11 protein-coding genes are annotated in these 13,054 nt (G+C 63.0%); 5 read left to right on the forward strand and 6 right to left on the reverse strand.

Translation table 11 applies throughout. The features are described from left to right. Positions 1-15 precede the first annotated feature (15 nt). Complete coding sequence (locus ACE4QZ_RS18140) at positions 16-1,944, reverse strand: ATP-binding cassette domain-containing protein (RefSeq protein ID WP_021785432.1); 1,929 nt, start codon at positions 1,942-1,944, stop codon at positions 16-18. 220 nt (positions 1,945-2,164) lie between these two features. Between ACE4QZ_RS18140 and ACE4QZ_RS18145 the strand changes: the two genes are divergently transcribed. Then, a complete protein-coding gene (locus ACE4QZ_RS18145; RefSeq protein WP_135192527.1) occupies positions 2,165-4,090 on the forward strand; it encodes a transglycosylase SLT domain-containing protein in 1,926 nt (641 codons plus the stop codon). Positions 4,091-4,201: 111 nt separating this feature from the next. Here the strand turns inward: ACE4QZ_RS18145 and ACE4QZ_RS18150 are convergent, their stop codons facing one another. Beyond that, entirely contained in the window at positions 4,202-5,005 is an 804-nt protein-coding gene (locus ACE4QZ_RS18150) for an MOSC domain-containing protein (RefSeq protein ID WP_021785434.1), read from the reverse strand. Between the two features lie 55 nt (positions 5,006-5,060). Beyond that, complete coding sequence (locus tag ACE4QZ_RS18155; RefSeq protein ID WP_021785435.1) at positions 5,061-5,996, reverse strand: chemotaxis protein CheV; 936 nt, start codon at positions 5,994-5,996, stop codon at positions 5,061-5,063. Positions 5,997-6,347: 351 nt separating this feature from the next. Between ACE4QZ_RS18155 and ACE4QZ_RS18160 the strand changes: the two genes are divergently transcribed. From ACE4QZ_RS18160 to ACE4QZ_RS18170, 3 genes are all read left to right on the forward strand, one after another. Next, entirely contained in the window at positions 6,348-6,857 is a 510-nt protein-coding gene (locus tag ACE4QZ_RS18160; RefSeq protein WP_103443934.1) for a histidine kinase, read from the forward strand. Positions 6,858-7,223: 366 nt separating this feature from the next. Next, complete coding sequence (locus tag ACE4QZ_RS18165) at positions 7,224-8,120, forward strand: sensor histidine kinase (protein WP_410480102.1); 897 nt, start codon at positions 7,224-7,226, stop codon at positions 8,118-8,120. Further along, the gene (locus ACE4QZ_RS18170) at positions 8,110-8,769 is read left to right on the forward strand and encodes a response regulator (RefSeq protein ID WP_021785438.1); all 660 of its coding nucleotides are present in this window, start codon (positions 8,110-8,112) and stop codon (positions 8,767-8,769) included. The genes ACE4QZ_RS18165 and ACE4QZ_RS18170 overlap by 11 nt, the downstream gene beginning before the upstream one ends. Here ACE4QZ_RS18170 and yegS read toward each other — a convergent pair. Next, a complete protein-coding gene (yegS, locus tag ACE4QZ_RS18175; RefSeq protein ID WP_274148094.1) occupies positions 8,753-9,640 on the reverse strand; it encodes a lipid kinase YegS in 888 nt (295 codons plus the stop codon). The two genes, ACE4QZ_RS18170 and yegS, sit on opposite strands and share 17 nt — an antisense overlap. Before the next feature lie 256 nt (positions 9,641-9,896). On the opposite strand from yegS, the gene ACE4QZ_RS18180 reads away from it, so the two are divergent. Then, complete coding sequence (locus ACE4QZ_RS18180; RefSeq protein ID WP_274148093.1) at positions 9,897-11,144, forward strand: glycosyltransferase family 4 protein; 1,248 nt, start codon at positions 9,897-9,899, stop codon at positions 11,142-11,144. On the opposite strand, the gene glp is transcribed toward ACE4QZ_RS18180, so the two are convergent. Both glp and moaB read right to left on the reverse strand, forming a co-directional pair. Continuing rightward, the gene (gene glp, locus ACE4QZ_RS18185; protein WP_021785441.1) at positions 11,133-12,359 is read right to left on the reverse strand and encodes a gephyrin-like molybdotransferase Glp; all 1,227 of its coding nucleotides are present in this window, start codon (positions 12,357-12,359) and stop codon (positions 11,133-11,135) included. The genes ACE4QZ_RS18180 and glp overlap by 12 nt on opposite strands. Beyond that, the gene (gene moaB / locus ACE4QZ_RS18190) at positions 12,343-12,882 is read right to left on the reverse strand and encodes a molybdenum cofactor biosynthesis protein B (protein WP_103443931.1); all 540 of its coding nucleotides are present in this window, start codon (positions 12,880-12,882) and stop codon (positions 12,343-12,345) included. The genes glp and moaB overlap by 17 nt, the downstream gene beginning before the upstream one ends. Positions 12,883-13,054 lie beyond the last annotated feature (172 nt).

Consider the following 13,054-nt stretch of genomic DNA (forward strand, 5'->3'; position numbering starts at 1 on the left):
ACAGGCTAACGCCAATCAGCCTTCCAACTCAGCCCAGCGCTCTACCAGTGCATCCAGTTCGCCCTGCAGCTTCTCGATCTGTGCCAACACCGCCGAAGTTTCTGCAATCGGCCGCTGATAGAAACCCGCCGCATTCACTTCTTCCTGAGCCTCGGCCATACGCTGTTCCAGCTCGTCGATCTGCCCCGGCAGCATCTCCAGCTCACGCTGCAGCTTGTAGCTGAGCTTCTTCTTCGAAGGCTCTTCCACCACCGCCGCAACAACAGGTTCAGGCTTGGCCTCGACCTTCTCCACCACCGCGCTGTTGAGCGCGGATTTGCCGCCCTTGCTCTCGGTCACACCCAGCAGCTTCGGCGAGCCGCCCTGGCGAATCCAGTCCTCGTAGCCGCCCACATACTCACGCACCTTGCCCTCGCCTTCGAACACCAGCGTGCTGGTGACGACGTTGTCGAGGAAGGCCCGGTCGTGGCTGACCATCAGCACGGTACCTTTGTAGTTGGACAGCACCTCCTCCAGCAGCTCGAGGGTTTCCACGTCCAGGTCGTTGGTCGGTTCGTCGAGCACCAGCAGGTTGGCCGGCTTGCTGAACAGCTTGGCCAGCAGCAGCCGCGCACGCTCACCACCCGACAGCGCCTTGACCGGCGTGCGCGCACGCTGGGGGCTGAACAGGAAGTCGCCCAGGTAGCTCAGCACGTGGCGGTTCTGGCCATCGATCTCGATGAAATCACGGCCCTCGGCCAGGTTGTCGATCACGGTCTTTTCCAGGTCGAGCTGGTGGCGCATCTGGTCGAAATAAGCCACCTCGAGCTTGGTACCGCGCTCCACTTTGCCCGCAGTGGGCTCAAGGTCGCCCAGCATCATCTTGAGCAAAGTGGTCTTGCCGGTGCCGTTTGCGCCCAGCAGACCGATGCGGTCCTGCCGTTGCAAGACCATGGAAAAGTCCTTGACCAGCAGAGGCCCGTCCGGGTGATGGAAGCTGACATTTTCCAGCACCATTACCTGCTTGCCGGATTTGTCCGCTGCTTCGATCTGGATGTTGGCCTTGCCCTGTCGTTCGCGGCGCTCGCCACGCTCCACACGCAAGGCCTTCAGTGCACGCACACGGCCTTCGTTGCGGGTACGCCGGGCCTTGATACCCTGGCGAATCCACACTTCTTCCTGGGCCAGGCGCTTGTCGAACAGCGCGTTGGCGGTTTCCTCGGCGGCCAGTGCGGCCTCCTTGTGCACCAGGAAGCTGGCGTAGTCGCCGTTCCAGTCGATCAGGCCGCCGCGGTCCAGCTCGAGAATGCGGGTGGCCAGGTTCTGCAGGAACGAACGGTCGTGGGTGATGAACAATACCGCGCCGTTGAAGCCACGCAGGGCCTCTTCGAGCCAGGCGATGGCACCGATGTCCAGGTGGTTGGTCGGTTCGTCGAGCAGCAGCAGGTCGGGCTCGGACACCAGCGCCTGGGCCAGCAGCACGCGGCGGCGCCAGCCACCGGACAGCTCGGCCAGGGTCTTGTCGGCCGGCAACTGCAGGCGACTGAGCGTGCTTTCCACCACCTGCTGCAGGCGCCAGCCGTCGCGGGCCTCCAGCTCGTGCTGGACGTGCATGAGCTTTTCCAGGTCTTCATCGCCCTGGATGTTCATGCTCAGGTGGTGGAACTGCGCCAGCAACTCGCCCACGCCGTCCAGGCCAGCGGCTACCACGTCGAACACTGTGCGCTCGTCGGCCACCGGCAGCTCCTGCGGCAGCTCACCGATCTTCAGGCCCGGGGCACGCCAGATTTCGCCGTCGTCGCCCTTCTGCTCGCCCTTGACCAGGCGCAGCATGCTCGACTTGCCGGTGCCGTTGCGGCCGATGATGCACACCCGCTCGCCACGAGCGATCTGCCAGGACACTTTGTCCAGCAGCGGCATGGCGCCGAATGCGAGGGACACATCGCTGAATTTGAGCAGGGTCATGTTCGTCTCCATAAATCGGGCGCGCATTCTACCTGACTTGGCCCCCGACGGCATCCGCCAGGCCAACCGGTGAGCGCCTGGCGACATCTGGTCGAACTTAATATCCCGATACACGCACAGCGCTTTCACCCACTGCCGGCAAACGGCTAAGCTAAGGCAATAGCTTTCAACAGTGCTGGCTCCGCCGACACTTCCCATGGTTCAACTGCCCGGACGTATCATGCGCAGCCGCCTGCTACATATCGCATCCTGCCTGCTGCTTACCGCTGCCACCTGCGCGGCACAGGCCACCGACCTGACCCTGCAACGCCAGTACTATGACGAGGCCAAGCGCGCGCTGGCAAAAGGCGACAAAGGCCCCTACCTGCGCTATGCCCAGGCCTTGAGCGACTATCCGCTGACGCCCTACCTGGCCTACGACGAACTCACAGCCCGCCTGAAAACCGCCAGCAACCAGGAAATCGAAGGTTTCCTTGCCAAGCACGGCGACCTGCCCCAGGCCAACTGGATGAAGCTGCGCTGGTTGCGCTGGCTGGCCGAACGCGGCGAGTGGGATACCTTCGTCAAGTACTACGACCCCAAGCTCAATTTCACCGAACTGGACTGCCTCAACGGCCAATACCAGCTCAGCCACGGTTTGCGCGCCGAAGGTTACGCCACCGCCGACAAGCTGTGGAACGTCGGCAAATCGCAACCTGCCGCCTGTGACACGCTGTTCGGCATGTGGGCAGCCGAAGGCCAGCTGACCGAGGCCAAGCGCTGGGCACGCACCAAGCTGGCAGCCCAGGCGCGCAACTACGGCCTGGCCAACACACTGGCCAAGACGCTGACCACCCTCCGCTCACAGGGGCGCCTGCTGGTCGACGTCGCGCAGAAGCCTGAGCTGCTCAACCAGCCGTCGCGCTTTACCCCGATCAACGAGGCCATGTCCGACGTGGTCAGCCTCGGCCTTCGTCGCCTGGCCCGGCAGAACCCGGAGCGGGCGATGGCACTGCTCGACGATTACGCCCAGCGCATGCACTTCTCGCGTGACGAAAAGGTGGCCATCGCCCGCGAAATCGGCCTGACCCTCGCACGCCGCTACGACCCACGCGCCCTCGACCTGATGACCCGCTACGACCCCGAGCTGCGTGACAACACCGTCAGCGAATGGCGCCTTCGGCTGCTGCTGCGCCTGGGCCGCTGGGAGGACGCCTACGAGTTGACCAAGCGCCTTCCCCAGGACCTGGCCAGCACCAGCCGCTGGAAGTACTGGCAGGCTCGCAGCCTGGAACTGGCACAGCCAAACAACCCGCAGATCCCGCTGCTTTACAAGACCGCAGCGCGTGAGCGTGACTTCTATGGCTTCCTCGCCGCCGACCGGGCACAGACACCGTACCAGATGAACAACAAGCCGCTGCTACTGAGCCCGCAACTGGTCAAGAAGGTGCGCAACACGCCCGGTATCCAGCGCGCACTGGAATTCCACGCCCGCGGCCAGATCGTTGATGGCCGCCGTGAGTGGTACCACGTCAGCCGCCACTTCACCCGTGACGAAATGGTCGCACAGGCACGCCTGGCCTATGAGCTGCGCTGGTACTTCCCGGCCATCCGCACCATCAGCCAGGCCCGTTACTGGGACGACCTGGACATCCGCTTCCCCATGGCCCACCGCGACACGCTGGTGCGCGAAGCCAAAGTTCGCGGCCTGCATTCGAGCTGGGTATTCGCCATCACTCGCCAGGAAAGCGCCTTCATGGAGGACGCACGCTCACCCGTGGGCGCCAGCGGCCTGATGCAGCTGATGCCGGCCACGGCCAAGGAAACCGCACGCAAGTTCAGTATCCCGCTGGCCTCTCCGGCGCAAGTACTGAATCCGGACAAGAACATCCAGCTGGGTGCAGCCTACCTGAGCCAGGTACACAGCCAGTTCAACGGCAACCGGGTGCTGGCTTCGGCAGCCTACAACGCCGGGCCCGGGCGTGTGCGCCAGTGGCTCAAAGGCGCCAAGCATCTGAGCTTCGATGTGTGGGTAGAGTCGATCCCGTTCGACGAAACACGCCAGTACGTGCAGAACGTGCTGTCGTATTCGGTGATCTACGGGCAAAAGCTGAATTCACCGCAGCCATTGGTGGATTGGCATGAACGGTATTTCGATGACATGTGATTGCTGTTGAGCCTGTACCGGCCTCTTCGCGGGTGAACCCGCTCCTACAAGGGTTACGCGGTCGTTGTAGGAGCGGGTTCACCCGCGAAGAGGCCGGTACAGGCAACACACCTATTCCAGGATTTCTACTTCCATCCCCACCTCCAGCCACCCACTGCCATCCACCGCCAGGTTCTGGCCGAACAGCACGTCGCCTTCTTTTTCGCGGAAAGTCTTCAGCGTAGCCATTGGCTCACGGTCAGCGCTGCGCTCCCCGGTGGCTGGATCGATGGTGGTGAAGATGCACCGCACACTGGGCTTTAGCACGCGAAACGCCAAGCTGCCGATGCGAATCCGCTTCCAGCCATCCTCGGCAAACGGCTCCGCGCCCTGCACCACCAGGTTGGGCCGAAAGCGCAGCATCGACATGGGCCGACCAATACGCCGGTTAAGCTCATCCAGCGAGCCCTGCCCGATCAGCAGCAAGGGGAAGCCATCCGGAAACGCCGCACGGTCACTGTTGAATCCGTAACCATTGGGCAGGTAACGCGCACGCTGCTCGGGGCAATGCACCAGGCGTACGGCCTTGCCCAGCAACTCGCTCAACCAGGCTGCCGCGGCATCGCCAGCGTCCGGCACGCGCAAGGTATCGCGCCAGATCGTCACGCCGCGCAGGGCGTCATCGGCAGGCGGTACAGGCACCCGCAACGGCGGCTGCCCAGGGGCTTGCAGCAGCAACTGGCCGCTGTCGTCAGCGTGTGCGCAGATCTGGCCAAGTTGTGGCCAGGCACGCTGGGTCAGGAAGCGTCCGTTTTCTTCCTCGACCACCATCCAGCGCCGGTCGCCTTGCAGCCCCAGCAACCCCACCGGTGATGCCTTCAGGCTTTGCGCCTGCCCCGACTTCACCGGGTATCGATACAACTCACTGAGAAACATCCTTGCTGCCTCGCGTCATGCCAAAAGCCAAGCTTATACCTGGCCGGCACAACGTTCACGCAGCGGTGGTATCCAGCAACAGGCGCTGCTTGACCACATCGACAAGGCGATCAGGCTGGAACTTGGAAAGGAAGTTGTCACAGCCCACCTTCTTCACCATGGATTCGTTGAAACTGCCCGACAGCGAAGTGTGCAGCACCACATAGAGCTGGCGCAGGCGGGCATCGCTGCGGATCTCGGTGGTCAGCCGATAGCCGTCCATTTCCGGCATTTCTGCATCGGTGAACACCATCAGCAGCTTCTCGCACACGTCCTCGCCGGCATCCGCCCAGCCCTTGAGCATGCGCAGCGCCTTCAGGCCATCACTGGCCACATGCAGCTTCATGCCCAGCTGGGACAGGGTGTCGCGCAATTGCGCCAAGGCCACACTGGAGTCGTCCACCAGCAGCACCTCCCGGCCGCGGGCCCGGGCCAGCACTGGGTCGGCGAGCTTGTCGCCAGAAACCCGGGCGTTGTAGGGCACGATTTCGGCCAGCACTTTCTCCACGTCGATCACTTCCACCAGCTTTTCATCGACCTTGGTGATGGCAGTCAGGTAATGCTGGCGACCGGCACTGGAAGGCGGCGGCATGATCGACTCCCAGTTCAAGTTGACGATGCGGTCTACACCGCCCACCAGGAAGGCCTGCACCGAGCGGTTGTATTCGGTGACGATGATGGTGCTGTCCGGCCCCGGCTGTAGCGGGCGCATACCGATCGCCTGGGACAGGTCGATCACCGGCAGGGTCTGCCCGCGCAGGTTGACCACACCGCAGACATAGGCGTGGCGCTGGGGCATCAGGGTCAGCTTGGGCAGTTGCAGTACTTCCTGCACCTTGAACACGTTGATCGCGAACAGCTGGCGACCGGCCAGGCGAAACATCAGAATTTCCAGGCGGTTCTCACCCACCAGTTGCGTGCGTTGGTCTACCGTGTCGAGAATGCCAGCCATTGGAAAGCCCCCAGGCTTGAGTCGTAAAAGGTGAAATCATCTACCCTGTATCGGCGGCTTCACGCACACCTTGACCCTTGCGGGAAAATGCCGCGCGGATAATTGATATCACTTTACCATCATGCTTTACTGCCGACACGCCAGGGCAAATCAGGGACACGACAAAAGTTCCCTACCCTAGCCCTTGATCAGGGAAACCCTTAGCAGCAATCGGGTGCAACCTGATGTTCGCGATATCCTTTAGCCATTAATGTGACGCCATTCTCATTGCATGAATGGAGTCAGGCTTTTGCTAGCTATCGTTTCGGCGTGCCCGCCCTCCGCGCCTACCCCACGCGCGGGGACTTGATGATGGACACTGCCTTATCGTTCGATGACGCCCTGCAGGGCTTCCTGCTGGATGCCCAGGTACTGCTGACCCAGGCTCAGGAATGCCTGCAGCATCTGGAGCTGATAGACAATGACCCGGATGCCTGCAGTTGCCTGAGCAGCGCCCTCGACACTATCGCCCGTCAAGCTACGCGCTTGGGCCTGCGTGAAGTTGCCCACTACACCACCGCCCTGCAACAGCTGCTTGCCCCAGCCTGCCACGGTGGTTGCCTGCAGCGGGAAGCCCTACCCGCGATAGGGGCGTGCCTGACCTTGCTGGCCTGGCAGTTGGAACTGGTCGATAGCCGTACAGGGCGGCTGAACCTGGACATCGGCGAGCAACTGGTGCTGCTGGGAGAATTGGCCAAGGTCGTACAACCCCCCTTTGCGCCAGCCTGCGCGTCCTGCGACGAAGCAGGCAGCCCGTGCATTCACCCGCACAGTGACGTGGCAACCGGCACCCGCCCCAGCCGCTCTAATCGCACGCATTAACCTGACTCAAAGTGCAACTAAGCAACTTTATTGAAACCCGACCATGGTCGAACTTGGAAAGTTCTTCAGGTTTTCGGTGCATGCCGCCGAATCATTGCCGCACAAGTTACAGCACAAGTGGGTACTGCGCGATTAAAGGGTGGCACTTTGCTACTCGAAAGGGCCCGAGCAGCAGGCGTTTCAACGGACTACCTGGCCGCGACCGATGCAATGCAAAGTGGTAATATGCGCCCCCACAAACGCTTGCTATCGGAACAAAGGTGGCAAGAATACGTATTCAAAAAAACAACGAAAGTACTGCGCCAAAGCCTCTGAGCAGCATTGTGCAAGGCCTCCATCAGCAATACTTCAGTGGCCTCCCTACCTATGTTCCCACGCTTGAAGACCTTTTTGCGTTGCTGCTCCCGCGCCGCCGTGCTGCGTTGGGCAACGGTCGGACTTTGCGTGGCCTCACTGGTTGCCAACATGGCGCTGTACCTGGCCAATCAGACAATCCCGGCCACCCTGCTGGTGCTGCAGTTGGTCGCCACGCTGGGTGCTGCTGTGCAACTGGGCCTGGGCGCCAGGTCGATCCACCTGCGCCCGGCTGAGCTGGCCGAGCGCATGCTCAAAGTGCAAGAGGACGAGCGTCAGCATCTGGGCCGGGAACTGCACGACGACATCGGTCAACTGCTCACCGCTGCCAAGCTGCAACTGCAGTGGCTGCAGCGGCGCATGCCCGACGAATTGCAGGGGCACTGCGACGCCCTGCGCAGCACACTGGATGACACCCTCGGTAATGTGCGCAATGTCTCCGCACTGCTCAACCCCCGGCAGTTGGCCAGCCTTGGTCTGGAAGACAGCCTGCGCGCGCACCTGGTACGCACCCTGGCCAGCAGCGGCGTGCACTGGAGCCTGGCGTGCAACCAGCGCCTGGGCGGCATCGACGAAGCCGTGGCCATGGCAGTGTTCCGTATTACCCAGGAGGCAGTGACCAACATGCTGCGCCACGCCCAGGCACATAACCTGGTCATCCGTCTGCAACGCACCCCTGAGGGGCTGGCGTTGTCGATCCACGACGATGGTCGTGGTTTCGTCCCTGCCCGGCACCCGGCAGAGGCCGGTCAGCGCGGCCTGTCCGGCATGCAGGAGCGGGTAATCGCGCTGCAGGGCAGCCTCGACATCACCAGTCAGCCTGGCCGAGGCACGCAGATCGAAGCGATGTTCCCGTGGTCCCCGCGCACCCAGCAACGCGCCAGGAGTATTACCAACCATGACCTGTAGACTACTGCTGGTAGATGACCACTCACTGATCCGCGCCGGGGTGCGCGCGCTGGTCGGCGACATCCCCGGCTATGAGGTGGTCGGCGAAGCCGACGACGGCAATCAGCTACTCGACCAGGTGCGCACACTGACGCCCGACATCATCTTGCTGGACATCTCCATGCGTTCGACCAGCGGCCTGGACGCCCTCACCCAGCTGCGGGCCAGCGGTAGTAGCTGCAAAGTGCTGATCCTGTCAATGCACACTGACCCGGACCTGATCATGCGGGCCCTGGAGAGCGGCGCCCACGGCTACTTGCTCAAGGACACCAGCACCACCGAGCTGGAACAGGCGCTGGGGGCTGTATGCCGAGGTGAGCGCTACCTCAGCCCGGCCATCGCCCACACCGTTATCAACCAGGCGCTGAGGCACACCAAACAAGGCAAGCAAAGCGCTGGCGAACGGCATAATTTGACTTCACGCCAGCTTGAAATCCTGCGCCTGATCGTGCGCGGCAAGTCCACGCGGGAAATCGCTGCGGGCCTGGGCCTGTCGATCAAGACCGTGGAAACTCACCGGTCACAAATCATGAAGCGCCTGCAGATTCACGACGTGGCCGGCCTGGTGCTGTTTGCGGTACGCGAAAAAATCATCAGCCTGGATGACTGAGCAACGGCGACCCGGCCGGCAGGTGCAGGAACAACGCCGCCGACCTCGCCTGAAAGCGCAGATTGGCAGCCTGCAACGGCTCGCCATCGAGGTTGATGTCCAACCCTTGCGAACTCTTGATCTCGACCCATGGCAGCCTGGCACGAACAAACAGGCCGTCACCGCCCAACAGGTCACGCAGAGCCCCTACCATCTCCTGCGGTGCCGGCAGAATGGCGACGTCAAGCAAGCCGTCGTTGATCCTGGCTTCGGGGCACAGCACCTGCCCGCCACCGGCCTGGCGGCCATTGCCGATACCCAACGCCAGCAAATCCCCTTGCCAATGAAAGCCCGGCCCCTGTAGCTCCACCGAAGCCGCCTGAAGCTCACTGAAGCGGGACAGCCCGGTGAACAGGTAGGCGGCAGCACCCAGCACTTTCTTGAGGTCCTCGGAGGTATTGGCGGTGACCTGGCTGCCAAAGCCACCCGTGGCCATGTTGAGGAACAGCTGATCGCCAGCCTGCCCCAGGTCTATGGGTTGTGGCGCGACATTCAGCAAGGCCAGCGCCGACGCCGGCTCCAGGGGGATGCCAGCGGCCTTGGCAAAATCGTTGGCAGTACCCAGTGGCAACAAGGTCAGACTGGCTTTGGTAGCGGCCAATCCCATGGCCTCGGCCACATCACGCAATGTGCCGTCCCCGCCACCGGCGACGATATGGCTGTAACCCGCCGCCAGTGCCTCGGCGACCAGCCGTTGGGCATCGCCCGCCTCCCAGGTCACCCGTACATCCAGCACCCAGCCGCTATCGCGCAGGTCGCTCACGGCGCTGCGGACGTCTTCGTTCATCGCCTGCTTGCCGTGCAGCACCAGCATTGCCTTGCGCCCTTGCATGTGCGCGTCTCCGTAAAATGGACCACCCCCTATCTCGACCACTGGCCTGCCCGGATCGTTGCATGGCCTGGAAAAAACATTGGACCGGCGCCACGCCTGCAACTGATCACGTCGCCGGTCATTTTTTCCACACTTGGCAATCCCGGCTATGCTCAGCAGATACCCCTATTGCCATGGACGCGCCCGGCAGTGGCTCCCCCACTGCTGTCAACGGGCGCGTTTTGCTATCTGCAGCCTTTCGCGAGGACTTCGGGTCATGCGCATTCTCTGGACACTGCCCTACCTGCCTTGGCCGACCACCAGCGGCCACAAAACCCGGCAATACCATCTGCTGCGCGCACTGGCGCAGCGCGGCCACCGAATCACCCTGCTGGTGCAGTCGAAAATCCCTCTCAGCGATGCAGCACGTGAGGCCCTGGAGCCACTCCTCGAACGCCTGATCGTGCTACCCCGCAGGCCGCTGCACAGCCCACTCAACCTGCTGGCTTCACCCATCATCGACTACCCCATGCGGGCAATCATCAATGGCCTGGCACCTCGCCTGCGGCACCGGTTCGAGCAATTGCTGGACGAACCCTGGGACGTGATCCAGATCGAGCACAGTTACAGCTTCCAGCCGTTCGAAAAAGCCCTGCTGGCTCGCGGGCTGCCCTTCATGCTGACCGAGCACAACCTAGAGTCGGTAATGGGCGGTGCCTGCCACGACCGCCTGCCGCTATGGTTGCGCCCGCTCAACGCCTTCGACCGCTGGCGCTACCGGCGCTGGGAGCACCGAGTGCTACGCCAGCCCACCGAACTGGTGGCGGTCTGCGCCCACGATGCCGAACTGATCGCGCAGATCAGCGGGCGCCCGGTGAATGTGGTGGTCAACGGCGTGGATTGTGATTTCTACCAGCAAGTGCAACCTGCGGTGCACAGCCAGCGCCTGTTGTTCGTCGGCAATTTCGAATATGGCGCCAATCTGGAGGCCATCGAATGGGCACTGGACGACATCATGCCGAAGGTGTGGATGAGCAACCCGGCGGTGCGTCTGGCTATTGCCGGGCATGCCATGCCGGCCAACTGGAAACTTCACTGGAACGACCCACGCATTGAATGGTTCGGCTACCGCCCCGACCTGCGTGAACTGCAACGATGTTCAGCGTTATTCTTCGCCCCCCTGCGCTATGCAGGTGGCTCGAAGGTGAAAATCCTCGAAGCGATGGCCGCCGGCTTACCCGTGATCACCACCGACAAGGGCGTTTCAGGCCTGACCGTGAACAACGGCGAGCACTACCTGGGCAGTGACGACGGTGACCTGCTGGCACTGCTGATCACCCAACTGCTCAATCAGCCCTGGCGCATGAGCCAGTTGAGTGCTGCCGGGCGTCAGTTTGCCCGCCAGCGCCACGACTGGAGCGTGGCCGCCCAGCAACTGGAGAATGTGCACATACGCCTGACCCAGGCGGCACCGGCCGAGGCCGCGCCGCTGGACAGTGCCTGGCTGGGCCGCTCAGCCAAGTAGCTCGCTGAAGGGAATGAATGGCACGCTGTCGCCCTGCTTCGGCGTGCTGCCTTCACGCACTTCCACCAACCCCTCGGCCCAGGCTGCGCTGCGCAGCACACCCGAGCTCTGGTTCTTGTAGATGCGCACTCGGCCCTGTTCGATGCGCGCGCGCAGGTATTCGCGGCGCGTACCCGGCTTGGGCCAGTCAAACCCAGCGGGCATGTCGAACCGCAGCGGCGTCACGTCAACTACACCCTGACGACGCAGCAGGTAGGGCCTGGTCAACAGACCAAAGGTGACCAAGGTCGAGGCCGGGTTGCCCGGCAGGCCGATCACCGGCACACCCTGAAAGTGGCCGAAGGTCAGCGGCTTGCCCGGTTTGATCGCCAGCTTCCACAACGCCAGTTCGCCGGCCTCGCGCAGGGCAGCACCGAGGTAGTCGGCTTCCCCCACCGAGACGCCTCCGGTGGACAGAATCAGGTCTACGTCACCCAGTGACGCCAGGCAGGTGCGAGTGCGCGCCAGGTCATCCGGCAGGATGCCGGCATCGACCACTTCGCAACCCAGCCGCTGCAACCAGCTGACCAGCAGCCTTCGGTTGCTGTTGTAGATCTGCCCGGGCCCCAGCGGCAGGCCAGGCTCGACCAGTTCGTCGCCGGTCGACAGCACCGCCACTTTCACCTTGCGTACCACGTCCAGGCGGCCATGCCCCAAGGTCGCCGCCAGGCCCAGTTCGATCGGCCCGAGGCGGGTGCCGGCGCTCATCACCTGCTCGCCTTTGCGGGTTTCCTGGCCTTGAGGCCGTATGTTCTGCTCGGTGCGCAACGTTTCGAGAAAGCGCACCCGGCCATCTTCGAGTACTTCGGTGTTTTCCTGCATCTCGACGCAGTCGGCCCCCTCCGGCACAGGCGCACCGGTGAAGATCCGTGCGCAGGTACCCGGTTGCAGCGGTTGGGGCGCATGGCCGGCGAAAATACGCTGGCTGACCGGCAGCGGCTGGCCCTGCCAGTCAGCCAGGCGCAAGGCATAACCGTCCATGGCGCTGTTCGGCCAAGGCGGCAGGTCGAGCGAGGCCACCAGGTCGGTGGCCAGCACGCGGCCTTCGGCTTCGGCCAGCGGCAGGTTTTCGATCTCGCCAATCGGTGCAGCTTCGGCAAGCGCCAGCAGTTGCTCCAGCGCCTGTTCCACCGGCATCAGCGGCCGGGCCTGGCTGACCTCAGCCACGGCTGTCACAGGCCGCTGCCTGCTTCAGGTGCGGCACGAAGTTGCACGGACGATGACGGGCATCAAGCTGCTCGGCCAGGATGCCATCCCAACCGGTGCGCACAGCGTTGGTCGAGCCCGGCAGGCAGCACACCAGAGTGCCGTTGGCCAGCCCGGCCAGGGCACGCGACTGCACGGTGGAGGTGCCAATGTCGGCCACTGAAATCTGCCGGAACAGCTCGCCAAAACCGTCCACTTGCTTGTCCAGCAGGCAGGCCACCGCCTCGGGGGTGCTGTCGCGGCCAGTAAACCCGGTACCGCCCGTAATCAGCACCACTTGCACGCTGTCATCGGCGATCCATGCGGCTACCTGGGCTCGGATCTTGTACAGGTCATCCTTGAGCAGCACACGCTCGGCAAGGCGATGACCGGCGGCGCTCAGGCGGTCGACGAACATCTGGCCAGAGGTGTCAGTGTCGAGGGTACGGGTGTCGCTGACCGTGAGCACGGCGATGTTCAGCGCCACGAAGGGGGTATCTGCCTTGGCTTTCATGGGTGTCCGTCACAACAGGATGAGATGGACGCAGTTATATCACAGCGCACCTTTTCCGGCGTTGCCCCCATCGGCCTTGCCCTGGATCAAGGGGACGAATTAGTCGCTATGCTGCACTTGGAGTGAACTTGCACTAACGTCCTGCGTCATAAATGTCATCTAGCACCATCGC

It is taken from the genome of Pseudomonas sp. DCA-1 (genome assembly GCF_046523955.1).
Taxonomy (GTDB): domain Bacteria; phylum Pseudomonadota; class Gammaproteobacteria; order Pseudomonadales; family Pseudomonadaceae; genus Aquipseudomonas; species Aquipseudomonas putida_Y.

Bases quoted from the DNA above. Each gene is read 5' to 3' on its own strand.
- ACE4QZ_RS18140 (WP_021785432.1), bottom strand. From the start codon at position 1,944: ATGACCCTGCTCAAATTCAGCGATGTGTCCCTCGCATTCGGCGCCATG.
- ACE4QZ_RS18145 (WP_135192527.1), top strand. From the start codon at position 2,165: ATGCGCAGCCGCCTGCTACATATCGCATCCTGCCTGCTGCTTACCGCT.
- ACE4QZ_RS18150 (WP_021785434.1), bottom strand. From the start codon at position 5,005: ATGTTTCTCAGTGAGTTGTATCGATACCCGGTGAAGTCGGGGCAGGCG.
- ACE4QZ_RS18155 (WP_021785435.1), bottom strand. From the start codon at position 5,996: ATGGCTGGCATTCTCGACACGGTAGACCAACGCACGCAACTGGTGGGT.
- ACE4QZ_RS18160 (WP_103443934.1), top strand. From the start codon at position 6,348: ATGGACACTGCCTTATCGTTCGATGACGCCCTGCAGGGCTTCCTGCTG.
- ACE4QZ_RS18165 (WP_410480102.1), top strand. From the start codon at position 7,224: ATGTTCCCACGCTTGAAGACCTTTTTGCGTTGCTGCTCCCGCGCCGCC.
- ACE4QZ_RS18170 (WP_021785438.1), top strand. From the start codon at position 8,110: ATGACCTGTAGACTACTGCTGGTAGATGACCACTCACTGATCCGCGCC.
- yegS (WP_274148094.1), bottom strand. From the start codon at position 9,640: ATGCAAGGGCGCAAGGCAATGCTGGTGCTGCACGGCAAGCAGGCGATG.
- ACE4QZ_RS18180 (WP_274148093.1), top strand. From the start codon at position 9,897: ATGCGCATTCTCTGGACACTGCCCTACCTGCCTTGGCCGACCACCAGC.
- moaB (WP_103443931.1), bottom strand. From the start codon at position 12,882: ATGAAAGCCAAGGCAGATACCCCCTTCGTGGCGCTGAACATCGCCGTG.